At 68.8% G+C, this 23,166-nt stretch carries 16 protein-coding genes; 2 read left to right on the forward strand and 14 right to left on the reverse strand.

The features are described from left to right. Positions 1–7: 7 nt before the first annotated feature. From ACAM52_RS28260 to ACAM52_RS28285, 6 genes are read right to left on the reverse strand one after another with little or no spacing between them, the layout of a single operon-like run. Positions 8–718, reverse strand: coding sequence for an ABC transporter ATP-binding protein (locus tag ACAM52_RS28260; RefSeq protein ID WP_062469719.1), 711 nt, complete (start codon positions 716–718; stop codon positions 8–10). A 20-nt stretch (positions 719–738) separates the two neighbouring features. Continuing rightward, positions 739–2,520 carry an ATP-binding cassette domain-containing protein gene (locus ACAM52_RS28265; RefSeq protein WP_062469722.1) on the reverse strand — a complete coding sequence of 594 codons (1,782 nt, stop codon included), beginning with the start codon at positions 2,518–2,520 and terminating at the stop codon, positions 739–741. Further along, on the reverse strand, positions 2,517–3,440 hold the full coding sequence (locus tag ACAM52_RS28270; protein ID WP_062469725.1) for a branched-chain amino acid ABC transporter permease: 924 nt from the start codon (positions 3,438–3,440) through the stop codon (positions 2,517–2,519). The genes ACAM52_RS28265 and ACAM52_RS28270 overlap by 4 nt, the downstream gene beginning before the upstream one ends. Before the next feature lie 56 nt (positions 3,441–3,496). Then, on the reverse strand, positions 3,497–4,696 hold the full coding sequence (locus ACAM52_RS28275) for an ABC transporter substrate-binding protein (RefSeq protein ID WP_062469728.1): 1,200 nt from the start codon (positions 4,694–4,696) through the stop codon (positions 3,497–3,499). A 60-nt stretch (positions 4,697–4,756) separates the two neighbouring features. After that, on the reverse strand, positions 4,757–5,533 hold the full coding sequence (locus ACAM52_RS28280) for an SDR family NAD(P)-dependent oxidoreductase (protein WP_139704791.1): 777 nt from the start codon (positions 5,531–5,533) through the stop codon (positions 4,757–4,759). Between the two features lie 33 nt (positions 5,534–5,566). After that, the gene (locus ACAM52_RS28285) at positions 5,567–7,321 is read right to left on the reverse strand and encodes an FAD-dependent oxidoreductase (protein ID WP_095746778.1); all 1,755 of its coding nucleotides are present in this window, start codon (positions 7,319–7,321) and stop codon (positions 5,567–5,569) included. A 191-nt stretch (positions 7,322–7,512) separates the two neighbouring features. Here ACAM52_RS28285 and ACAM52_RS28290 point away from each other — a divergent pair, with 191 nt between their 5' ends. Further along, positions 7,513–8,310 (forward strand): IclR family transcriptional regulator, encoded by a 798-nt coding sequence (locus ACAM52_RS28290; protein ID WP_070062752.1) that lies wholly within the window; start codon positions 7,513–7,515, stop codon positions 8,308–8,310. Positions 8,311–8,612: 302 nt separating this feature from the next. On the opposite strand, the gene ACAM52_RS28295 is transcribed toward ACAM52_RS28290, so the two are convergent. From ACAM52_RS28295 to ACAM52_RS28320, 6 genes are read right to left on the reverse strand one after another with little or no spacing between them, the layout of a single operon-like run. Further along, positions 8,613–9,359 carry a 1-acyl-sn-glycerol-3-phosphate acyltransferase gene (locus ACAM52_RS28295; protein ID WP_062469741.1) on the reverse strand — a complete coding sequence of 249 codons (747 nt, stop codon included), beginning with the start codon at positions 9,357–9,359 and terminating at the stop codon, positions 8,613–8,615. 59 nt (positions 9,360–9,418) lie between these two features. Beyond that, positions 9,419–10,702 (reverse strand): dihydroorotase, encoded by a 1,284-nt coding sequence (locus ACAM52_RS28300; RefSeq protein WP_369645193.1) that lies wholly within the window; start codon positions 10,700–10,702, stop codon positions 9,419–9,421. Then, on the reverse strand, positions 10,699–11,661 hold the full coding sequence (locus ACAM52_RS28305) for an aspartate carbamoyltransferase catalytic subunit (RefSeq protein WP_056577783.1): 963 nt from the start codon (positions 11,659–11,661) through the stop codon (positions 10,699–10,701). The genes ACAM52_RS28300 and ACAM52_RS28305 overlap by 4 nt, the downstream gene beginning before the upstream one ends. Next, complete coding sequence (gene pyrR / locus ACAM52_RS28310; protein WP_056577781.1) at positions 11,661–12,158, reverse strand: bifunctional pyr operon transcriptional regulator/uracil phosphoribosyltransferase PyrR; 498 nt, start codon at positions 12,156–12,158, stop codon at positions 11,661–11,663. Before pyrR ends, ACAM52_RS28305 begins: the two co-directional genes overlap by 1 nt. After that, a complete protein-coding gene (gene ruvX, locus ACAM52_RS28315; protein WP_070062755.1) occupies positions 12,155–12,607 on the reverse strand; it encodes a Holliday junction resolvase RuvX in 453 nt (150 codons plus the stop codon). Before ruvX ends, pyrR begins: the two co-directional genes overlap by 4 nt. Further along, complete coding sequence (locus tag ACAM52_RS28320) at positions 12,604–13,203, reverse strand: YqgE/AlgH family protein (protein WP_062479100.1); 600 nt, start codon at positions 13,201–13,203, stop codon at positions 12,604–12,606. The genes ruvX and ACAM52_RS28320 overlap by 4 nt, the downstream gene beginning before the upstream one ends. Between ACAM52_RS28320 and ACAM52_RS28325 the strand changes: the two genes are divergently transcribed. Continuing rightward, the gene (locus tag ACAM52_RS28325) at positions 13,204–14,706 is read left to right on the forward strand and encodes a deoxyribodipyrimidine photo-lyase (protein WP_369645194.1); all 1,503 of its coding nucleotides are present in this window, start codon (positions 13,204–13,206) and stop codon (positions 14,704–14,706) included. It abuts the gene before it with no gap. Between the two features lie 68 nt (positions 14,707–14,774). On the opposite strand, the gene ACAM52_RS28330 is transcribed toward ACAM52_RS28325, so the two are convergent. Next, on the reverse strand, positions 14,775–20,798 hold the full coding sequence (locus tag ACAM52_RS28330; RefSeq protein ID WP_369645195.1) for an Hpt domain-containing protein: 6,024 nt from the start codon (positions 20,796–20,798) through the stop codon (positions 14,775–14,777). A gap of 31 nt (positions 20,799–20,829) precedes the next feature. Then, positions 20,830–23,154, reverse strand: coding sequence for a methyl-accepting chemotaxis protein (locus tag ACAM52_RS28335; RefSeq protein WP_139704803.1), 2,325 nt, complete (start codon positions 23,152–23,154; stop codon positions 20,830–20,832). Positions 23,155–23,166 lie beyond the last annotated feature (12 nt).

Below are 23,166 nucleotides of genomic sequence, written 5' to 3' on the forward strand. Positions count from 1 at the left end.
GGAAAAGTCAGTGCGTGCCGAGATAGGCGGACTTCACCTTGGGGTTGTCGAGCAGCTCGCGGCCGGAGCCTTCGAGCGTGATGCAGCCGGTTTCGAGCACGTAGGCGCGGTCGGCCACGCCCAGCGCCTGCTTGGCCATCTGTTCCACCAGCAGGATCGTGAGACCCGAGCTGCGCAGCTGGCGGATGGCATCGAAGATGTCCTTGATGATGAGCGGCGCCAGGCCCAGCGAGGGCTCGTCGAGCAGCAGCAGGCGCGGCTCGCTCATGAGCGCGCGCGCAATCGCGAGCATCTGCTGCTCGCCGCCCGACAGCGTGCCGGACAGTTGATGCGCGCGTTCTTTCAAGCGTGGGAAGCGCGCGAACTCGCGCTCGATGGCGCGCTCCACGAAGGCCTTGTCGTTGCGGCGCGAGTAGGCGCCCAGCATCAGGTTCTCGCGCACGGTCTGGTCGGGGAACACGCCGCGCCCCTCGGGCGACAGCGCCACGCCCAGGCCCACGCGCTGGTGCGCGGGCACGTGCGTGCAGTCCTTGCCGTCGACGAGCACGCGGCCTTCGGCCACGGGCTCCAGCCCGACGATGCTCTTGAGCAGCGTGCTCTTGCCGGCGCCGTTGGCGCCGATGATGGTGACGACCTCGCCCGCGCGCACTTCCAGGCTCACGCCCTTGACGGCCTCGATGGCGCCGTACGAGACCTTCACCGATTCGATTTTCAACATGATGGTTTCGGTCCTCTGGCTCAGGCGGGCACGGCGGCCATGTCTTCTTCGTCGTCCACGCCCAGGTAGGCCTCGACCACGCGCGGATTCGACTGCACCTCGGCGGGCTTGCCCTCGGCGATCTTCACGCCGTAGTCGAGCACGATCACGTGGTCGGAGATCGACATCACCAGGTCCATGTGGTGCTCCACCATCAGGATGGAAACGCCGCACTTGCCGATGCGCACCAGCAATTCGCCGAGCTCGGCGGTTTCCTGGGGGTTGAGGCCGGCGGCGGGCTCGTCGAGCAGCAGCAGCTGCGGCTCGGTGGCCAGCGCGCGCGCCAGTTCCACGCGGCGCTGCAGGCCGTAGGGCAGGCTGCCGGCGGGCCAGTGCGCCAGGTGACCCAGGCCCACGAGGTCGAGCAGTTGCAGCGCGCGCTCGCGCGTGGCGCGCTCCTGCTTGCCGGCCGTGGGCCAGGCCACGAGCGACGACAGGAAGCCGTTGCTCATGCGGCTGTGCCGTCCGAGCATCACGTTGTCGAGCACCGAGAGGTCGGCGAACAGGCGCAGGTTCTGGAAGGTGCGGCCCATGCCCAGGCAGCAGATGGTGTGCGCCGGCTGCCCCACGATGTTGCGGCCCAGGAAGCGGATCACGCCCGCGTCGGGTTCGACCACGCCGGTGAGCATGTTGATCATGGTGCTCTTGCCGGCGCCGTTCGGGCCGATGAGCGCATGGATGTGGCCGCGCTGCAGGCGGAACGACACATCCTGCGCCGGCTTCACGCCGCCGTACGACTTGGTCACGCCCTGCACCACCAGCAGCTCGCCTTCGCCGCCGGGACCGATCTGGCCCGGCACGCCGTTGCCGGCCGCCCCTTCGCCGCGGTGGCGCGACTTCAGGAACCACTTGTTGAACAGGCCCACCACGCCGCCCGGCATGACGTACAGCGCGAACAGCAGCAGGAAGCCGTACAGGAAGTGCTGCGCCGAGGGCCAGCGCGCGAGCAGCGCGTCGGTCGCCGTGAGCAGCACCGCGCCCACGATGGGGCCGTACATCGAGCCCGCGCCGCCAAACAGCACCAGCAGCAGGATGAAGATCGACAGGTGGAAGGTGATGAAGTCGGAGTTGATGTACTGGTTCTGCTGCGCCACGAGCGCGCCCGCGATCCCGCAGGTGACGGCCGCGACCACGAAGGCCATGACCTTGGCGCGGTACACGCGCACGCCCACCGACGACGAGGCGATCTCGTCCGCCTGCAGCGACAGCAGCGCGCGGCCGAAGCGGCCCTGCAGCAGGTTGCGCAGCAGCAGGTGCAGCGCGGCGCTGAGCACGATGCCCAAAATCACCCACTGCACGCTGCTCAGCGGCTGGCCGTTCCAGGTCAGCGGGCGGATGCCGTAGATGCCCTGCGCGCCGCCGAACACGTCGGTCCATTCGCCCACGAGCTTCTCGACCACGATGCCGAAGGCCAGCGTGACCATCGCGAGGTACGGGCCCTTCACGCGCAGCGAGGGCAGCGCGATGAGCACGCCGCACACGCCGGACACCACCGCCGCGATCACCAGCGCGAGCCACGGGCTCAGCTCGGTGCGCGAGGTGATGAGCGCGACCGCGTAGGCGCCGGCCGCGAACAGGCCGGCCTGGCCCAGCGATTTCTGTCCTGCATAGCCGACCAGCACGTTCATGCCGGCGGCGCACAGGTAGTAGACGCACATCATGAAGGCGATGCGCAGGTAGTAGTCGTTGCCGGACAGCGAGACCAGGCCGCACAGCACGGCCGCCACCAGCACCACGGCGGCGGGATGGGCGAGGCGCTTCATACCTTCTCCACCGTCGAGCGGCCGAACAGGCCCGTGGGCCGGAAAGCCAGCACCAGGATCACGAGCGCGAACACCGCGACCTCGCGCCACTGCGCCTGCCACAGGTTCACCATCGACTCGAGCACGCCCAGCAGGAAGCCACCGATGACGCAGCCGCGCGGGTTGCTCAGGCCGCCGATCATGGCGCCCGAAAAACCCTTGAGCCCCACGGTCAGCCCCATGAAGAGCGAGGCCTGCGCGATGGGCGCGAGCAGGAAGCCCGACAGCCCCGCCAGCGCCGAGCTGACGACGAAGGCGCCGATCATCATGGCGTTGGTGTTGATGCCCATGAGGCTGGCGACGTTGCCGTTCTGCGCCACGGCGCGCATGGCCTTGCCGATCATGGTGCGGTTCATCACGCGGTCGAAGCCGATCATCACGACCACGGCCACGCCCAGCGTGAGCAGTTCCTGCGGGCGCACGCCCACGCCGAACATGCGGATCACGGTGTCGCCCACGGGCGCGGGCACCACCACGGGCTTCGGACCCCAGATGGCCAGGCCCACGCTTTGCAGGATCACGCCGAAGCCCAGCGTGCTCATGACCCACGCCATGCCCGGGCGGCCCGCGAACGGGCGCACGCCGAGCACGTAGAGCAGCCAGCCCAGCAGGCCCATCACGCCGAGCGCGGCGACCAGCGCAAACAGCTGCGCGCCCGCGCCGGGCACGGCATCGCCGAAGGTGGTGGAACTGAGCGGCTTGCCCAGCACGAGGAACAGCGCGCTCATGCCGATGAACGCGCCGGCCGAGACGAACTCGCCGTGCGAGAAGTTCAGCGTCTTGGTCGTCGTGAACGTGATGCTGAATCCGAGCGCCACCAGCGCATAGGCACCGCCGACGGCGAGCCCGCTGATGAGCGCCTGCAGGAGCGCTTCAACCATGGTGTGTATCTCCGTTGCGGAACGGGGCCGAGCCCCGTTCCTTTTGTCTCAGACGTTTATTGCTTGAAGTCGGCCGGCTTGAGCGCGCCGATCAGCGCGTCGCTGTAGGGCAGCAGCTTGCCGTCCTTCCAGCGGATCCAGACCAGGTCCTTGGCCGTGAGCGCTTCATGGTTGGTCTTGCTGAAAGGCTTCTCGTAGGTCTTGAGCACGCCCTGCACCGGCGTCTTCAGGTCTTCGAGCGCGGCACGCACGGCCGCGCCGTCGGTGCTGTTGGCCTGCTTCATGGCCTGGGCCAGCAGCAGCACCGAGTCGTAGCCGTGCAGCGCGAACGAGAACGAGCCCGGTGCCTTCAGCTTGCTGCCGATGCGGTCGAACAGCTTCTGCTGCACGGGCGTGCGCGTCTCGCTCACGGTGCGCATGAAGATCGGCTTCTCGGCCAGCGCCTTGCCGGCCGCGTCGTAGAAGGTGATGTTGTCGGCGGCCCACGAGGTGAGCGTCAGCGGGAAGTAGTTGATCTTCTCCATGCTGCGCACCAGCTGCGCGATCGGCGTGCCCTGCGCCCACACCACCACGGTGTCGACGTTGGCGGCCTTCATCTTCGAGAGCTGCGAGGTCATGTCGGTGTCGCCGACACCGAAGCGTTCGGTGGCCGCGATCTTGATGTCCTGCAGCTTGGCGATTTCTTCCATGTCCTTCAGGCCGCCCTGGCCGTAGCCGGTGGTCTCGGCCATGAGGCCCACGACCTTGGAGCCGGCCGTGTTGCGCTTCACGTAGGCCATGAGCGCGGCGACCTGCTCGCGGTCGACCATCGAGACGCGGAACATGTAGTTGTCGGCGCCGGCACTCATCGGCTTGGTGATGTCGGTGCCCGAGCCCACGTTGCCCAGCACGGGGATCTTCTTCTGGTTGGCGATGTGCTTCCAGGCCATGGCGTTGCCCGAGTTGGTGGGGCCGAACACGGCGACGACCTTCTCGTTGTCGACCAGGTCGCTCATGTTCTGGATCGACTTCGGCGGCGCCGAGACGTCGTCGCGCGTGACCAGTGTGAACTTCCGTCCGAGCGCGCCGCCGGCGGCGTTCAGGTCGGCAATGGCCGCTTCCATGCCCAGCACCGCGGCCTGGCCGCTCTGCGCCGAAGGCGAAGCCGAGAGGTCGCCGTTGTAGCCGAGCTTGATGTCTTGCGCGTAGGCGCCCGCCGAGAACGCAGCGAAGGCGGCGGTCGCGAGCAGGGTCTTGTACAGACGGATCGTTTTCATTCTTTGTCTCCTAAGGGTTGACGGACGGGGAACGGGAAATCGAAAAGGAAGAGGCGTGGCTCAGACGGCGAGGAAGCCGCCATCCACCGGCAGCGTGATGCCGGTGACGTAGCGCGACATGTCGCTCGCCAGGAAGATCACCGGGCCCACCAGGTCTTCGGTCTGGCCGACGCGGCCCAGCGGGATGCGCGTCATGAACGACTCGAGGCGCTGCGGGTTCTCGCGCGTGGCCGCGGTCATGGGCGTCTCGATCACGCCGGGTGCGAGTGCGTTCACGCGCACGCCGGCCGGCGCGAGCTCCTGCGCCAGCGACTGCGTGAGCATCTTGATCGCGCCCTTCGAGGGCGAGTAGCCCAGGCTCGCGGCCTGCCCCGCGTAGGCGGCGATGGAGGCGATGTTGATGATCGAGCCCTTCGTCTGCTTGAGCACGGGGATGAAGGCCAGCGTGGTGTTGAAGGTGCCGTGCACGTTCACGTCGATGGTCTTCTTCCAGTTGGCCGCGGCGTTCGGGCTGCTGGTGGTCTCGCGGATGATGATGCCGGCGTTGTTCACCAGCAGGTCGACATGGCCGACCTCTTGCGCCACGCGCGCCGCCAGCGCCTGGCAGGCCTCGGGCGCGGTGACGTCAAGCACGAACGACCAGGCCTCGCCGCCTTCGTTGCGCACCAGTTGCGCGGTCTCGGCCACGGTGGCTTCGTTCATGTCGGTGACGACGACGCGCGCGCCCGCCTGGGCCAGGCCGAGCGCGAGCGCGCGGCCATTGCCCTGGCCGGCGCCGGTGATCAGCGCGAGGCGGCCTTCGAGCAGGCGCGGTGCGACGTGAGGAGGAAAGGGCATGGTCGGCTCCTTGGGTTGACTATCGGAACGGGATCAGGCGCCGCGCGGCACCGCCACGGCTTCGCGCTGCTCGACGTGCAGGGGCACAGCCACTTCGGCCTGCGCGACCTGCAGTCCCGCGACATAGCCGAAGGTGAGCGCCGGGCCGAGCGTGATGCCCGCGCCGGGGTAGTTGCCGCCCATCACGCTGGCCGCATCGTTGCCGACGGCGTACAGGCCCTTGATCGGTTGGCGGTCGGCGTCGAGCACGCGGGTCTTCTCGTCAGTGACGAGGCCGGCGAAGGTACCGATGTCGCCGATGACCAGCTTGATCGCGTAGTACGGGCCGTTTTCCAGCGGCGCCACGCAGGGGTTGGGCGTGACGTTGGCGTCGCCCTGGTAGCGGTTGTAGGCCTTGCTGCCCTTGCCGAAGGCGGGGTCGTCGCCGGTGCGCGCGCCCTGGTTGAACTCCTGCACGGTGGCTTCGAGCGCGGCGGGGGCGATGCCGATTTCCTTGGCCAGCTCGCCGATGCTCGCGCCGCGCTTGAGGTAGCCGGTCTTCAGGTGGCGGCCGATGGGCAGCGGCGCAGGCGCAACGCAGCCCAGGCCGTAGTCGCGCAGCGCCTTGTGGTCGCACAGCAGCCAGGCCGTGACCTCGGGCTCGCCCTCGCAGGCCTTGACCATCGCTTGCACGAAGTCGTGGTACGAGTTGCCTTCGTTGGCAAAGCGCTTGCCCTTGGGCGTGACCGCGATCACGCCGGGCTTGGCGCGGTCGATGAAGTGCGGCATGACGCCCTTGCTGCCGTCGGGTCGCGTGGTGACCGAGGCCGGCACCCAGGCCGCGGCGTGCGGGATGGTGCCGTCGACGCGGCCGCCCACGGCTTCGGCCAGGCGCAGGCCGTCGCCGGTGTTCGTGGAAGGCGACGGCGAGTAGTGCTCCTTGCCGGTCGGTGCGTGCGGGAACAGTTGCTTGCGGCGCTCCACGTCGTAGGGGAAGCCGCCGCAGGCCAGCACCACGCCACGTTTGGCGGTGATGCGCACCGTCTTGCCTTCGTGCTGCACCACGGCGCCCGAGACGCCGTCGTACTCGACCACGAGCTTCTTCACGGGCGACGAGAGCCACACGGGAATGTCCAGGTCCATCGCGGCCTTGGCCAGGCGGCCGGCCAGCGCGTTGCCGTTGGTCAGCGTCATGCCGCGGCCGTGGCGCACCACGTCCAGGAAGTGCCGGGTCAGGCGCTTGGTCACGTACCAGAACGAGGTCGGCGACTTGAAGGCCCGCATGAAGTGTTTGATCTCGGGGCCCGAGCCCAACATCATCCCGAACACCGTGAGCTCGGGCAGCGGCGGCGCCAGGTGCTTGATGCGCGCACCGAGCTCGCGGCCGTCGAACGGGCGCGTGACCATCGAACGCCCGCCGGGCTGGCCGCCGGGCGCTTCGGCGTGATAGTCGGGGAAGACGGCCGGCATGTCGAACTGCACGCAGGTGTTGCGCGTGAAGAAGTCGATCGCCTTGGGGCCCATGTCGAGGAAGGCGCCCACGCGCGCCGCGTCGAAGTGCGTCGTGGTCTCGTGCTTCATGTAGTCGAGCGCCGCGCCGGGCGGCTCATGGATGCCCTGCTCCGTGGCCAGGCGCGTGCCCGGAATCCACAGCCAGCCGCCCGAGCGCGCGGTGGTGCCACCGAAGCGCGGCTCTTTCTCGACCACCAGCACCTTCAAACCCTGCGACGCCGCCGTGACGGCGGTGGCCATGCCAGACGCGCCGCTGCCGACGACGAGGACATCGCATTCCCACGTGTTCTGTTCCATCTCTGCCTCTGTTCGCTCTCGTGTTGTGTGTACGACTTAAGTTGCGGCGGAGTGTAGGCAGCGATGTTGATATGGTCAAGTCGCTTAGTTACTATCAGATGATCAGTCATCGTCGATTGAACACGACAATATCAGTAGAAACCCTGATGGCTATACTCGCTCCCACTCTCAACCCCCACGCCGGGCGCCCCATGGAAAAGCCAAGACGTGGCATTCAATCCGTCGAAATCGGAACGCAATTGCTGGTCGCGCTCGGCCGGCACGTGGCGCCCATGGCGCTGCGCGATCTCGGCAAGGCCGCCGGCGTGCCGGTCGGCAAGGCGCACCCCTACCTGGTGAGTTTTCTGAAGGTCGGCTTCGTGGTGCAGGACGGCACCGGCCGCTACGAGCTGGGCCCGCTGGCCCTGCAGCTGGGCCTGGCCAAGCTGCAGCGGCTCGACCCGATCAAGGAAGCGTCGCCCCTCATCGAAGCGCTCGCCTCCGAGACCGAACAGAGCATCGCGGTCGCGGTCTGGGGCAACTTCGGGCCGACCGTGGTGCGGCTGGAAGAACCGATCCATCCGCTGCACGTGAACCTGCGCACCGGCACCGTGATGTCGCTGGCCTACACGGCCACGGGCCGGCTGTTCGCGGCCTACCTGCCGCCGAAGGTGGTGGAAAAGATGATGCTCGAGGACCTGGCGCGCACGCGCCCGGCCGACGGACGCGGCGCCAGCGAAGAGCTGTCGAAGTCGCAGATCGAGGCGCTCCTGGTCGAGACGCGGTTGCACGGCATCTCGCGCACGCTGGGCCAGCCGATTCCGGGCATCGACGCCTTCTGCGCGCCGGTGTTCGACTCGACCAACAACTTGGTGCTGGGCATCACGGCCATGGGCCCCGAGGCCACCTTCGACAGCGACTGGAACGGCCGCGTGGCCGTGCCGCTGAAGGCCTGCGCGCTGGAAATCTCGCGCCGCCTGGGCTTCGTGCCCACCGACGAAGCGGGCTGAACCGCCGGCCCGTGCCGTGTAGGCAGGCGCTCACGCGCTTGGTTTGCCTTATCCCGCACGCGCGGGCCGCAGACGCGGCCACCGTAGAGGCCTACCTACCTCACGGAGACCGGTCATGAAAAGCATCATCCTTTGGCTCTGCGGCGTCCCGCTGATCGTGATCATCGGGCTGAAGGTGTTCGGCATTCTCTGACCGGCCACGAGTCACGACGAACGATCCCGCTTCCTCCTCACGGCGCTTCTTGCGTCGTTACAGCGCCCCTCGGGGCGCTTTTTTTGCGAATCGATCCGGTCAGTGCCGCTCAGTGGGTATCGCGGCGCAGCTGCTGCACGTCTTCATGCAGCGAATGCGCCCAGCTGCGGCGTTCGCGGCTGTACGAAGGCTGCGGCTCGCCGAAGCGCACGATGGCCAAGAGCGGCGGCGCGCGCAGCGTGTTCCACACCGAGGCCAGCAGGTTGTCGTCGTCGATGTAGCGCGGCGCCTGGCTTGTTTCGCCGGTGGCGGCGTCGGCAAAGCGCAGCGCGGCCGGGATCACCGGCGCGCCCGAGGAAATCGCGGCCTGCAGCAGGTTGGCGTGGAACGGCAGCAGCCCGCGCCCGTCGCTCGTGGTGCCTTCGGGGAACACGCCGATCAGGTCGCCGCCGCGCAGCGCCTCGGTCATGTGGTGCACCACGCGCATGGCGTCGCGCCGACGCTCGCGCTCGATGTAGAGCGTGCCCGAGCCCGTGGAGAGCGTGCCGATCACCGGCCACTGCTTGACGTCCGACTTCGACACGAAGCGCACATGGCGCGCCGCATGGATGGCGGTGATGTCGAGCCACGACAGGTGGTTGCAGATGAGCAGCGCCGGCCCGTGCGCGGGCGGCTCGCCCTGCACGCGCAGCGTGACGCCCATGATCTGCAGCATGCGCTGCGACCAGGCCTGCACGCGCGCGTTGCGCTCGTCCTGCGGCAGGCGGGGGAAGGTGAAGCGGATCGTCCACCAGCCCGACAGCGCATGCGAGGCCGCATGCAGCAGGCGCCAGCCGGCCTTCAACGAGTGCAGCATCTGGACGCGGGCCCTCTTCTTCTTTTTTGACGGCGTGCCGTGTGGCGGGCGGCTGTCGCTCAGCCGTGCACGACGCGACCGGCCACCAGCGTGTGGCGCGCGCGCCCTTGCATCGGGTAGCTGGAGAACGGCGTGTGCTTGCCCTGGCTGCGCAGCGCCTCGGGCACCACCTGCCATTCGAGCGACGGATCGGCGATGCACAGGTCGGCCACGCCGCCCTCGGCGATGCGGCCGATGCCGCTGGCCGCGTCGGCCGCGTTCAGCAGGCGCGCCGGCGCCGAGGTGACCACCTCGATGGCGCGCGACAGGCCCGCGCCGCTGCGCTCGCCCCACTGCAGCGCGAGCGGCAGCAGCAGTTCGAGGCCGGTGGCGCCGGGTTCGGCTTCGGCAAAAGGCAGCGTCTTGGCGTCGGCCTCGACCGGCGTGTGGTCGGACACCAGCGCGTCGATGGTGCCGTCGGCCAGCGCGGCCGAGAGCGCGTCGCGGTCGCCCTGCTGGCGCAGCGGCGGGTTCAGGCGCGCGCGGCTGTCGAAGAAGCCGATGTCGGTGTCGGCCAGGTGCAGCGAGTTGATGCTGACGTCGCAGGTGATCGGCAGGCCCTGCGCCTTGGCCTCGCGCACCAGTGCCACGCCGCGGGCGCTGGAGATGCGGCACAGGTGCACGCGCGCGCCGGTGCTCTTCATGAGCTCGATGATGGTGAAGATGGCGATCGTCTCGGCCGCCACCGGCACGCCGCCCAGGCCCAGCCGCGTGGCGAGCGCGCCGCTGGCCGCGACGCCCTTGCCGAGGTCGCGGTCCTGCGGACGCAGCCACACGGTGTAGCCGAAGGTGCTGGCGTACGACAGCGCGCGCTGCAGCACCTGCGTGTCGGCCAGCGGCACGTCGGCCTGGCCGAAGCCGATGCAGCCGGCCTCGGTGAGCTCGGCCATCTCGGTGAGCACGCCGCCGGCGAGGTTGCGCGTGAGCGCGCCGAGCGGGAACAGGCGCGAGCACTGCAGTTTTTCGGCGCGGAACTTGAGCATCTCGACCAGGCCGGGCTCGTCGAGCACGGGATCGGTGTCGGGCGGACACACGAGGCTGGTCACGCCGCCCGCGATGGCCGCGGCCATTTCGCTTTCGAGCATGCCTTCATGCTCGTAGCCCGGCTCGCGCAGGCGCGCGGCGAGGTCGACGAGGCCGGGGGTGACGATGCAGCCCGTGGCGTCGAGGGTGCGCTCGGGCTTGAAGCCGGCCGGTGCGCGCCCGATGCCGGCGATCTTGCCGTCGGCGATGGCGATGTCGGTGGGCTTGTCGGTGCCCGAGGCGGGGTCGATGACGCGGCCGTTGGTGATGAGGATGTTCATGCTTCGTTACCTGCCACGATGCTCATCACGGCCATGCGGACCGCGATGCCGAAGGTGACCTGCGGAAGGATCACGCTCTGCTTGCCATCGACCACGGCGGAGTCGATCTCCACGCCGCGGTTGATCGGGCCCGGGTGCATCACGATGGCGTCGGGCTTGGCCAGCTGCAGCTTTTCCTGCGTGAGGCCGAAGGTCTTGAAGAACTCCTGCGACGAGGGCAGCAGCGCGCCGCTCATGCGCTCGTTCTGCAGGCGCAGCATGATGACGACGTCGCAGTCCTTGATGCCTTCTTCGAGCGTGTGGCACACGCGCACGCCCATGCCGGCCATGTCGGCGGGCACCAGCGTCTTCGGGCCGACCACGCGCACTTCGGCGCAGCCGAGCGTGGTGAGTGCATGAATGTCCGAACGCGCCACGCGCGAGTGCAGCACGTCGCCGACGATCGCGACCGTGAGGTTCGAGAAGTCTTTCTTGTAGTGGCGGATCGTGTACATGTCGAGCAGCCCCTGCGTCGGGTGCGCGTGGCGGCCGTCGCCGGCGTTCACCACGTGCACGTGCGGTGCGACGTGCTGCGCGATCAGGTAGGGCGCGCCCGACTCGCTGTGGCGCACCACGAACAGGTCGGCGGCCATGGCGCTCAGGTTGGCGATGGTGTCCAGCAGCGACTCGCCCTTGGTGGCTGAGGAGCGCGCGATGTCGAGATTGATGACGTCGGCGCTCAGGCGCTTGGCCGCGATCTCGAAGGTGGTGCGCGTGCGCGTGCTGTTCTCGAAGAACAGGTTGAACACGCTCTTGCCGCGCAGCAACGGCACCTTCTTCACCTCGCGGTCGCTCACGCTCGTGAAGTTGGCGGCCGTGTCGAGGATGTGCGTGACGATGTCCTTGGGCAGGCCCTCGATCGACAGCAGGTGGATCAGCTCGCCGTTCTTGTTGAGCTGCGGGTTTCGCTTGTAGAGCATTACTTGTTGTCCTCCACCTTGAGGCTGAAGGCGCCGTCGTCGGCGCGTGCGAGAGCGAGCAGTTGGGTGTCGGGCAGCTTGAGCGTCGTTGCCGCGAAGTCGGCGGCGACGGGCAGTTCGCGGCCACCACGGTCGACCAGCACGGCGAGGCGCACGCAGGCGGGGCGGCCGAAGTCGAACAGCTCGTTGAGCACGGCGCGGATGGTGCGGCCCGTGTAGAGCACGTCGTCGAGCAGCAGCACGTCGGCACCGTTCACGTCGAAGGGCAGCGCGGTCTGCGCGCTGGCCGAGAGGCCGCGGCGCGCGAAGTCGTCGCGGTGCATGGCCGACGAAATCACGCCGGGGGCACCGGCCAGGCCCAGGTCTTTTTGCAGGCGCTCGACCAGCCAGGCGCCGCCGGAGGTGATGCCCACCAGTTTCGTCTCGGGGCGCATCAGCGCCTTCACGCCGGACAGCAGCGTCGTGTAGAGCGCTTCGGCATCGGGGATTGAACTCACGGGAGACTCCTCAAAAACTGTTCCAGGATGATGCAGGCCGAGGCGGCGTCGGCATCGCGGGCGCCGGACGACAAGGCCTCGGTGGTGCTGTAGCGCTCGTCGACCTCGAACACCTGGAGATTGAAACGGCCGCGCAACTGGCGCGCGAACTTCTGCGCGCGGCGGGTGTTCTCGTGCGGGGCGCCATCGGGGTGGTAGGGCACGCCGACCACCAGGGCGTCGGGCTGCCATTCCTTGATGCGCGCCTCGACCTGGGCAAAGCGGGCGTCGGCGCCCTCGGCCTTGATGGTGGCCTGCGGGGTCGCCGTGCGCAGCAGCCGGTTGCCGCTGGCCACGCCGGTGCGCTTGGCGCCGAAGTCGAAGGCCAGGAAGCTCTGGAAATGCGCGGGAACGGCGGCGGGGACAGGAACAGGAGCGGATGCAGGCGCGTCGGACATGACGTCGCTCATGCGTGGCCCGCGTCAGGGGACAGCGTCCAGGCCTCAAGCCCCAGGAGCATCAACGCCTTGTCGTAGCGCTTTTCCACCGGCGTATCGAAGATCACCGCCGGGTCGGCCAGCACGGTGAGCCAGCTGTTCTCGGCCAGTTCGGACTCCAGCTGGCCCTCGCCCCAGGCCGAATAGCCCAGCGAGACCAGCACCTTGCGCGGGCCGGCGCCGGTGGCCAGGGCCTCCAGCACGTCCTTGGAGGTGGTCATTTCGAGCCCGCCGGGGATGGTCATGGTCGAGGCGTAGACCGATTCCTCGGGCTTCTCGGCCTGGGTGAACACCGGCTCGTGCAGCACGAAGCCGCGCTCGGTCTGCACCGGGCCACCCTGGAAAACGGGGGCCTCGCCCAGCTCGGGGCGGGCCAGGTGCAGCTCGATCTTCTCGAACAGCACCTTGAGGTTGATGTCGCTGGGTTTGTTGATCACCAGCCCGAGCGCACCGCGCTCGCTGTGTTCGCAGAGGTAAACGACGCTGCGGTTGAAAGTTTTGTCTTCCATCCCCGGCATCGCGATCAGAAAGTGATGCGTCAGGTTCATCGGGGCAGAATCGGCAGCCATATGCCCCCGATTTTACTGGCCGTCGACAAGACCTATCCCAAAGGGCTCATGTGGTTTCGCCGGGACCTCCGGGTGGACGACAACGCAGCGCTGTACCGGGCGCTGCGGGCCTGCCGGCAGGTGGTGTGCGTTTTCGTGTTCGACCGGGCGATCCTGGACGCCCTGCCCTGCGCGGACCGGCGGGTCGAATTCATCCGCGAATCGCTGGTGGAGCTCGAAACCGAGCTGCGCGGCCTGGGCAGCGGGCTCATCGTGCGGCACGCGGTGGCCGCCGAGGAGATTCCCGCACTGGCCCACACGCTCGACGTGCAGGCGGTGTTCGCCAACCGCGACGACGAGCCCGACGCCCTGGCGCGCGACGCCCGCGTGCTCGGCGCACTGGCCAACACGGGCATCAGCTTCCACACCTTCAAGGACAGCACCGTCTTCGACCGCGACGAGGTCATGACCAAGGCCGGCCTGCCCTACACGGTGTTCACGCCGTACAAGCGGGCCTGGCTGGCGAAGGTGGATTCGTTCTTCCTGAAGCCGTACCCGGTGCGCAGCCACGCCGACGCGCTCGCGCCGCCGCCCCCGGCCCTGGGCGGGCCGGTGCCCACGCTGGGCGAGATCGGCTTCGAAAGCACCAACCTCCAGACGCTGGAGATCCCCACCGGCACGCGCGGCGCCGGCGCGCTGTTCGAGGATTTCTTCGAGCGCATCGACCGCTACGACGAGGCGCGCAACTTCCCGGCCGTGCGCGGCCCGAGCTACATGGGCGTGCACCTGCGCTTCGGCACGGTGTCGATCCGCCAGCTGGCCAGCGTGGCGCACCAGCTGGCGCTGCAGGGCAACGCCGGCGCCGCGACCTGGCTCAGCGAGCTGGTCTGGCGCGACTTCTACTTCCAGATCCTGGCGCACTTTCCGCACGTGCATGCGAACGGCGAGTCGAAGAGCTTCCGCCCCGAGTACGACAAGATCCAGTGGCACCACGGCAAGCACGCCGACCAGCTGTTCGACGCCTGGTGCGAGGGCCGCACCGGCTACCCGCTGGTCGACGCCGCGATGCTGCAGATCCGGCAGAGCGGCTACATGCACAACCGGCTGCGCATGGTGGTGGCGAGCTTCCTGTGCAAGGACCTGGGGCTGGACTGGCGGCGCGGCGAACGCTACTTCGCGCTGCACCTGAACGACTTCGAGCTGGCCTCGAACAACGGCGGCTGGCAATGGGCCAGCTCGACCGGCTGCGACGCCCAGCCCTACTTCCGCATCTTCAACCCGGTGACGCAGAGCGAGCGCTTCGACCCCGAGGGCAAGTTCATCCGCCGCTACCTGCCGCAGCTGGCGGGCCTGTCGAACGTGGCGATCCATGCGCCATGGATGGCCTCGCCGGTCGAGCTGGAGGCGGCGGGCGTCAGGCTGGGCGAGAACTACCCGAAGCCGGTGGTGGACCACGCAGAGGCGCGGGAGAAGACGATGCAGCGCTACGCGGCGGCGCGGGCCAAGGCCCTGCAAAAGCCGTAAGCCAAGAAAAAAGGGCCCCGAAGGGCCCTTTTCTTTTGCGCGCCGACTGCCGGCGCGGCCGATGCCGGTCAGGCCACCGCCAACGCGGCCGGCTCGCTCGTGTAGGCACGCACCAGGCGCAGCAATTCCTCTTCCGAGTACGGCTTGCCCAGGTAGTGGTTCACGCCCAGGTCGCGGGCGTACTCGCGGTGCTTCTCGGCGATGCGCGAGGTGATCATGATGATCGGCAGCTCGGCCAGGGCCACGTCGGCGCGGATGTTGCGGGCCAGGTCGAAGCCGTCCATGCGCGGCATCTCGATGTCCGACAGCACCACGGCCGGGCGCTCCTGCTGCAGCCGTTCGAGCGCCTGCAGGCCGTCGGCCGCGAGCGACACGCGATAGCCTTCGCGCTGCAGCAGACGCTGCGTGACGCGGCGCACGGTGATGGAGTCGTCCACCACCAGCACGAGCGGGATCTGCGGCACCACCGGGGCAAAGGCGGCCGGCGTCTGCGGCGCGCCGGTGTCCACCGAAGCGGCATGCGTCGGCGCGGCCAGCGCGGCGGTCTGGCGCGCACGCGCCTGGTCGCCGTGCACCGCGGCCAGCGCCACCGGGTTGTAGATGAGCGCCACCGCGCCCGAAGCCAGCACCGAGATGCCGGCCAAACCGGGCAGCCGCGCGAGCTGCGGGCCGAGGTTCTTCACCACGACTTCCTGGTTGCCCAGCACTTCGTCCACATGCAGGGCCACGCGCTGCGCCGCGCTTCGCACGATCACCAGCGTGTTGTTCTTGGTGGCGGCGTGCTCGCTGCGAATCGAATGCTGCAGCAGCGCGCCTGCCCAGTAGAACGGCACCTGCTCGGTGCCGAAGGCGAAGCTGTGGTTCAGGTAGGCGGCCTCGAGGTCGGCGCCGCTCACGCGCTGCACGAGTTCCACGAGGTTCGACGGCACGCCGATCGACACCTCGCCCGCACGCAGCATCACCACGTGCGTCACGGCGGTGGTCAGCGGCAGCACCAGCTTGAAGGTGGTGCCCTGGCCCGGCGTGCTGTGCGTTTCGATGCGGCCGCCGAGCGCGGCGATCTGCGCGCGCACCACGTCCATGCCGATGCCGCGGCCAGCCAGTTCGGACACCTGTCCGGCCGTCGAGAAGCCGGGCTTGAAGATCAGCTCGGTGGCTTCCTCGGGCGACAGGTCCTGGTCGGGGCCGAGCAGGCCGAGGGCGCGGGCGCGTTCGGCGATGCGCTTCTGGTCGAGGCCGGCGCCGTCGTCGCGGAAGCTCACCGACACGTCGTTGCCTTCGTGGTGCAGGTCGATGACGATGAGGCCGCTGGCGTCCTTGCCGGCCTTCTCGCGCGCCGCCACATCCTCGATGCCGTGCGCCACGCAGTTGCGCAGCAGGTGTTCGAAGGCGGGCGTCATGCGGTCGAGCACGCCGCGGTCCATTTCGATGGAGCCACCGACGATGTCCAGGCGCACCTGCTTGCCGGTGTCCTTCGAGGCCTGGCGCACCACGCGGTACAGGCGGTCGGAGATGCCTTCGAACTCCACCATGCGCGTGCGCAGCAGGCCGCGCTGCAGTTCGCGCGTCTGGCGTGCCTGCACGCTCAGGTCGTCTTCCGTGGCCTGCACGGTCTTTTGCAGCGTGCGCTGCACGGTGGCCACGTCGTTCACCGACTCGGCCATCATGCGCGTGAGTTCCTGCACGCGGGTGAAGCGGTCGAACTCGAGCGGGTCGAAGCTCTGCTGCGAGTCCTTGGCCTGTGCCAGGCGCGACTGCATCTGGCTTTCGGCCTGCACCTCGATGTCGCGCAGCTGCTGGCGCAGGCGGTCGAGGTTGCCCGTGAGGTCGGCCAGCGAGCCGCGCAGCTGGCCCAGTTCGGCCTCCAGGCGCGAACGCGTGATGATGACCTCGCCAGTCTGCGCGACCAGGCGGTCGAGCAGCTGGGTGCGGATGCGCACCGCCTGGCCCGAAGCCGCGCGCAGCGGCGCGAGCAGGGCCGGCGCGGGGCGCGGCAGCAGGGACGACGGGGCTTCCACGGCGGATTCGGCAGAAGCCGCTTCGGCCTGGTCGTCGTTCGCCGACTCGCGCACCTCAGGCGCCGCCTGCACGCGCTGGATGGCGGGTGCGGTCGGGCTGGCGGTGGCGATCAGCTGGGCCACTTCGACCTGGGCGGCGTCGTCGGCCGCGCGCAGGGCGTCGAAGGTGTGTTGCAGCGTGTCCAGACGCGTGAGCAGCTTCTCGATGTCGGCCCGCTCCGCCCCCTGGGAGCCCAGCAGTTCGATCTCGGACTCCATGCGGTGCGCGCGCTCGCCCAGGCGCATGGCGCCGGCCAGCCGTGCGCTGCCCTTGAGCGTGTGCAGCGTGCGCAGCACCGAGGCGCGCGGCGCGGCGTCGTCGGGGTGGTGCGACCACTGGCGCAGCGCCTCGCCCAGCTGGGGCATCAGTTCGGCAGCCTCTTCCTCGAAGATCGGGAACAGGTCGACGTCGACCGCGTCGGCCAGGTCGATGGCGTCTTCGTTGTCGTCCAGTACCACGTCGGCAAAGGCGTCGTTGGCGACGACCTGCTTGGGCAGCAGCGTCTCGAAGCGGGCCGCAGCGATTTCGGGCGGCATCGGCGCGGCGGCGATTTCGCGCAGCGCCTGCAGCGTGGCTTCGGATGGGTCGCGCAGGAAGCCGACGGCGAACTGGTGCAGCAGGCGACGCAGCTCGTCGGCCGCGGCGACCAGCACGACGCCCTGCTCGCGCGTGCCGCTGCCCTGCATCTGCAGATGCTGCAGCGCCGATTCGAGCAAGCGGGCCATGCCCGAGAGGCTGTGGAAGCCGACGGTGGCCGAGCTGCCGGCCAGCGAGTGGGCCAGCGCGATGGTCGAGTCGGGCAGGCGCTCGTGGGTTTCGAGCGCCCATTCGCCGACATCGGTCGCCAGCTGGCGGGACCATTCGTCGGCTTCGTTGAGGTAGACGTTGTACAGCGCGATGCCGATGCGCAGCGGACCGATCACCTTGACCTGGTCTTCGGCGCTCGGTGCGATGGAAGACTCGGGTTCAGGAATGGCCTCGGCCAGCACGGGCTCAGGCTCCGACACGGGTTCCGGTTCGGCCACGACGGCGGTAGGCAGCTCCTCGACGACAACGGGGACCTCGGGGGCGGCTTCGCTGGCCGCCGACACGGGCTCCGGTTCCGGCTGCAGTTCTTCGACCGGCACTTCCAGCGCCGGCAGTTCTTCGGCAGCCTCGATGACCTCGACAGGTGCCACCGTCTCGGCGACAGGCTCAGCAGCAGCCAGCGGCAGCGGCTCGGGCGCCCATTCGAGATCGGGCAGGCCCGACGCGGTCGGCACCGTCGCTGCGATTTCCGGGGCGGGCTCGGGCTCGGCGTGCGACACGGCGGGCTCGGCCGGTGCATGCGTCTTCGGGGGTGCGAGGAAATCGAAATCGTCGCCGCTGGGCAGCACGTCGAGCGGTGCGGGCGCTGTGCTCTGCTTGCCTTCGAAGTCGAGGAAGTCGGTGGAGGCGAAATCGTCGTCGGGCTCGGGTGTGACAGGCTTGGTCGGTGCGTGTGGCGCTTCTTGCGCCTGCTGCCAGTCGGAGAAGTCCAACGTGGCGTCAGGGGCTGCGACATCTTGCGGCGTCAGCGACAGGTCGGGGAGCTCAGGCAGCTCCGGCAATGCGATCGGCGCCGGCTCCGCGGCGATGTGGCGCGCGGCCACCGCGAGCGCTTCGGCGTCGGCCACGCGCACCGGTGCGGGCACGGGCTCGCCGGCCAGCAGCGCGTTGGCCACACGGCTGAACGGTGCCGAGTGCCAGGTGCCCGCATCGCCGGCGGCGATGGCTTCGACCCACTGGCTGAAATCGCGCAGCATGCGCTCGGTGCTCGACAACAGCTCGGGCGTGGCGTCGCGCTGGTCGGCCAGCCAGGTGTTGAGCACCTGTTCGAGCGACCAAGCGGCGTCGCCGAAGTCGGTGAGGCCGACCATGCGCGAGCTGCCCTTGAGCGTGTGGAACGCGCGGCGCAGGATGGTGAGTTCTTCGGTGTCGCCGGGACGGTTGCCGAGCGCGGCGATGGCGGCCAGGCCGTTGCCCACCACTTCGCGGGCTTCGTCCAGGAAGATGTTCTGCAGGTCGTCTTCTTCGAGCTCGGTGACCTCGGTGTCGGGCAGCGCCGACGGGCCCGTGATCTTGGTGGTCCAGCTCTCGGCCTTGCGGCTGAATTCCTCCAGCGGCGACGGCTTGGTCTTGCGGTTGGGCGTGGCCAGCGCGGCGAGCTTGGAGGCGATCTGCGCGTCGACTTCCTCGATGCTGAGCACGGGCTCGGCGGCCGGTGCGGCAGCGCCTTCGGCCGGGGCCGCGGCATCGATGGCCTGGCGGCCCATCAGCGGTTTGAGCTCGCCCGCTTCGGCGTCGAACACGAACAGGCGCTTGGCCAGTGCGGGCTGGTAGCCCAGCATGTCGATGAGGAAACCGAGCGCGCCCAGGTTGTTGCCGAGCGCGTCGAAGGTGGCCATTTCCTCGACGGGCGAGCGATTGACCTGCAGCATCTGCTCGACATCGTCGCGCATGCGTTGCACGGTGTGCGCGGCCTGCTCGAGCCCCAGCACCGAGAACACGCCGCGCATCTGCATGAGCTGCGTGGGCACGGTGCGCAGCAGCGGCTTTTCAGCCGGGCGGCGGAAATACTGGTCGAGCGACTTCTCGAGTTCGCTCAGGTGGCTGCGCAGCTCGTCGACCACGGTGCCCATGGTCTGGCGGTCGCTGACGCGGCGGTACAGGTCCTCCATCCAGGGCTCGAGCGGCTCGGAACGGCCGCCGTCGCGCACGCGTTCGATGCGGCCGGCCAGCTGCAGCGTGCGGGCCGTGAGCTGCGGGTCGCTGGGGTCGAGGTCTTCGAGCGCGGCTTCGAGGTACAGCACCGAGGTGGCGACTTCCATCGCCAGTTCGGTGTCGGGCGGCTGGCCGGAACGCACCGAGGCGTCCACGGCGTGCGTCAGCGCCTGCACCATCGGCTGGCTCGGCGGGTGCAGCTTCAACAGCGATTCGCCGAGCTGCGCGAAGGTGTCGGCCACCTGGCGCGTGCGCGTGATGTCGCCGCCCGAGAGCGCCGACCACATTTCCTTGGCGGTCTCGATGCGCTTGCGCGCCTGCGAGAGCACCAGCGGGTCGAAGCGGCCGAACTGCACCACGGTGTAGTCGACGCGCGGCTCCTGCGTCACGCCCCAGGCGCTGCGCACGGTGCGCAGCGTGGCGGCGTCGTCCTGCGCGCCGGGCACGGCCTGGGCGCAGAAGAAGAGCAGGTCCTGGCCGAGGCGGTCGGACACCACGCTGTCGCCGCGCGCCAGCGTGGCGTACTGCAGCAGCACGCGCGAGGCGGCGCGCTTGACGTAGGTGTCGGCGGGAATCAGGCCCAGCGCGAGGGCTTCGAAGAAGCCCGCGGCCAGCGTCCAGAAGCTCGCGACGCGCGGCAGCAGCGCGCCGCGCCCGAGCCCCAGGCACAGCGCATGCAGCCGTCGCGCGGCCTGCGCGTCGCCGCTCTTGACCAGTTGCAGCACCTCGCGGTCGAGCCGCGAACGCACGGCCGGGTCATAGGCCAGCGCGGCTTGCGTGAGGGCTGGCTTGACCTCGACCCACCGCCAGGCGGTGCTCCACAGGTCCGCCGGGTGGACGCGCTCATTGCCGCCCAGCTCCAGCACGTCGCGGTACTGCGGGAACAGCGCCACCGACGACACGGCCTTGCCGGCCAGCAGTGCGCTGAGGAAATCGGTGACGGCAAAGCCGGCACGCTCGATCTTGTGCACGGCACTCTCGGTGCAGCGCTGCGGTTCGGCGATGAAGCCCTGTACCGCGAATTCGATGGTGCCGAGCACCAGGGCGGGCGAGCTGTGGCCGACCATCTGCAGCGCGCCGACGGCCTGGTGCAGTTGCTGGCGGGCCATCTGCAGCGGACCGCTCTCGGGCTCCGTGGCACTGCCCACGTCGCGCACGAAACGCCGCAGCGACTTGCCGACACCGTCGAGGGATTTCTGGATTTCTCCCAGCACCCAGGCCAACGGCCCGAGGTCTTCGGTGGCCGGCATGTTGCCGGCGAGGGGGGCCGTGGCAGGGGTTTGAATCGACACGTGGTTGCTCGCCGTTCTTATCTATCTGTTGTCACGCGATCTTGAAACGAGCCACGGAGCGACGCAGTTCTTCGGCCATCTGCGAGAGCTCGCGCACCTGCTGGGCCGTGGTCCGCGTGCCTTCTCCGGTCTGTTCCGTCACCGCAAAAATGTGCTGGATGTTGGCGGCCACCACGTTGGCCGAATCGGCCTCGCGGGAGGCGGACTGCGAAATCTGCTCGATGAGGTCAGCGAGTCGGCGCGACACGCGGTCGATCTCGGACAGCGCGGTACCCGCGTTGTCGGACAGCTTGGCCCCTTCGACCACACCCTGCGTGGAGCGCTCCATGGCGCCCACCGCGTCCTGCGTGTCGGTCTGAATCGCCTTCACCAGCGCCGAGATCTGGCGCGTAGCGTCTGCGGAGCGTTCGGCCAGTCGCTGAACTTCTTCCGCCACCACCGAGAAGCCTCGGCCGGCTTCACCAGCGGATGCCGCTTGAATGGCGGCGTTCAGGGCCAGCACGTTGGTCTGTTCGGTAATGTCCGAGATCAACTCGGTGATTTCGCCAATCTCTTGCGACGATTCGCCCAGGCGCTTGATCCGCTTGGAGGTTTCCTGGATCTGGTCGCGGATGGAGTTCATACCGCCGATGGCGTTCTGCACGGCCTGCAGGCCCGACGATGCGGCTTGCAGCGACTGGCGCGCCACCGTGGCAGACTCTTGCGCTTGCGAGGACACGCCGTTGATTCGCTCGGCCATGGTCAGCACCGACTGGCCGGTTTCGCGAATTTCGCGCAGCTGCTCGGTTGAGGCGGCGAGCAGTTCGGTCGAGGTGTTTTCCACCTGCGACGTCGTCTGCGCCACGCGGGTTGCCGTGTTCTGCACGTTGCCCACCAGCAAACGCAGTTCTTCCACCGTGTAGTTCACCGAGTCGGCGATGGCGCCGGTGATGTCCTCGGTCACGGTCGCTTCCTGCGTCAGGTCGCCTTCGGCCACCGTTTGCAGTTCGTTCATCAGGCGAAGAATGGCGGCCTGGTTGGCGTTGTTCACGCGGCCGGCTTCTTCAGACGCCTGCTCGGCAGCCAGACGCTCGCGTTCGGCGACGGCGGCACGTTCGCGGCCTTCGCGCACCTGCACGAAACCGATGGCGCCGGCCAGGGCCAGGGCGGCCAGCGACAGCACGAACAGCAGCACGATGGTGCCGGCGCCCAGGCCGGTGCGTGCGGACAGCTTTTCTTGCAGTTCGCCCAGCGACTTACGCAGCGGCTCGCTGTCGGTCAGGATGGACGCCTGTGCTTCGCGCGCGGCCACCAAGCCTTGCAGGTTGCCCAGAATGGCCGAGGCCTGCGTGCGCATCTGTTCGTAGGTCTTCAGGATGGCTTCGAGCTGCTGGCGCGTCTGCGGGTCTTTCGAGCCGGGGAAGCGCTGCTGCGCGTTGCCGTCGAGCAGGCCGCGGGTGGTTTCCTGGAAGGTGTTCAGGTCCTTGCCCAGCAGGAACACGGCGTCGGGGTTCACACCCTCGACCGTGAAGAACTCGTTGGTCGACTTGCCGATGCGCTGCGTCAGCATCACGAGCTGGCCGGCGGCCGAGATCTCGGGCAGCGTGGCGTTCTGCTGCATCTTCAGCGACGCGACGGTTTCCGTCATTTCGAGCAGCGTGGACGACTGCTGGTTGATGTCGCGCAAGGCGGCGCCCACCTGCGTCAGGATCTGGCGCTGGGCCAGCACGGCCTTGGCGCTGGTGTCGGCGCGGGCGACCAGCGGGTTGATCTTGTTCATCTCCTCGTCGTACTGGTTGCCGACGGCCTCCAGGCGCAAGGCGTCGTCGCCGTTGGTCAGACCCTGCACGCGGCGCGAGAGGTCGTCGGCGCTGTCCTTCACTTCGACGAACGCCGAGGCGCTGCCGACGAGGGCCTGCGAGATCGACTTGGCCAGGCGCTGCGACTGCATCAGCGACTGGCCGGTGGCCGCCACCTGCTGCGCCAGGCGTTCCGCGCGAAGGATGGCGGAGCCGGCCACCAGCAACAGCGCCAGCACCACGATGGCCAGCATGATGGCCAGCACGCGCTGCTGCTTGGCGGGGTTGGCGCCCATGCCGCCCGCGGCGGGGGCCAGCGGAGCCGCTTCGAGCGTGGCCGCGTTGGCGGCTTCGACGGACGCCGGGTCGCCCAGCGCGTCGATGCCGCCGAAGCCGGTGTCGGCTGTGGCGGCGGATGCGCCCTCGCCCTTCTTGGCGAGGCGGATCGTTTTTTCGTCCGGAACCTGAACCGTGTCGACATCGTCGAGCGATATCGAACCGGAGCCGTCGACGCGGGCCTTGTCGTTCCCGTTGGTCGCGGGGAGTAATTTCTTGAACTTGTCGGCGATCGAGCTCACGGTCGGTCCTTC

The organism is Variovorax sp. V118 (assembly GCF_041154445.1).
In the GTDB taxonomy this organism is placed as follows: domain Bacteria; phylum Pseudomonadota; class Gammaproteobacteria; order Burkholderiales; family Burkholderiaceae_C; genus Variovorax; species Variovorax boronicumulans.

Excerpts from the sequence above, each read along its gene's own strand:
- ruvX (WP_070062755.1), bottom strand. The coding sequence starts at position 12,607 with ATGAGCGACGTCATGTCCGACGCGCCTGCATCCGCTCCTGTTCCTGTC.
- ACAM52_RS28260 (WP_062469719.1), bottom strand. The coding sequence starts at position 718 with ATGTTGAAAATCGAATCGGTGAAGGTCTCGTACGGCGCCATCGAGGCC.
- ACAM52_RS28275 (WP_062469728.1), bottom strand. The coding sequence starts at position 4,696 with ATGAAAACGATCCGTCTGTACAAGACCCTGCTCGCGACCGCCGCCTTC.
- ACAM52_RS28265 (WP_062469722.1), bottom strand. The coding sequence starts at position 2,520 with ATGAAGCGCCTCGCCCATCCCGCCGCCGTGGTGCTGGTGGCGGCCGTG.
- ACAM52_RS28320 (WP_062479100.1), bottom strand. The coding sequence starts at position 13,203 with ATGGCTGCCGATTCTGCCCCGATGAACCTGACGCATCACTTTCTGATC.
- ACAM52_RS28280 (WP_139704791.1), bottom strand. The coding sequence starts at position 5,533 with ATGCCCTTTCCTCCTCACGTCGCACCGCGCCTGCTCGAAGGCCGCCTC.
- ACAM52_RS28300 (WP_369645193.1), bottom strand. The coding sequence starts at position 10,702 with ATGAACATCCTCATCACCAACGGCCGCGTCATCGACCCCGCCTCGGGC.
- ACAM52_RS28290 (WP_070062752.1), top strand. The coding sequence starts at position 7,513 with ATGGAAAAGCCAAGACGTGGCATTCAATCCGTCGAAATCGGAACGCAA.
- ACAM52_RS28270 (WP_062469725.1), bottom strand. The coding sequence starts at position 3,440 with ATGGTTGAAGCGCTCCTGCAGGCGCTCATCAGCGGGCTCGCCGTCGGC.
- ACAM52_RS28325 (WP_369645194.1), top strand. The coding sequence starts at position 13,204 with ATGCCCCCGATTTTACTGGCCGTCGACAAGACCTATCCCAAAGGGCTC.
- ACAM52_RS28295 (WP_062469741.1), bottom strand. The coding sequence starts at position 9,359 with ATGCTGCACTCGTTGAAGGCCGGCTGGCGCCTGCTGCATGCGGCCTCG.
- ACAM52_RS28305 (WP_056577783.1), bottom strand. The coding sequence starts at position 11,661 with ATGCTCTACAAGCGAAACCCGCAGCTCAACAAGAACGGCGAGCTGATC.
- ACAM52_RS28285 (WP_095746778.1), bottom strand. The coding sequence starts at position 7,321 with ATGGAACAGAACACGTGGGAATGCGATGTCCTCGTCGTCGGCAGCGGC.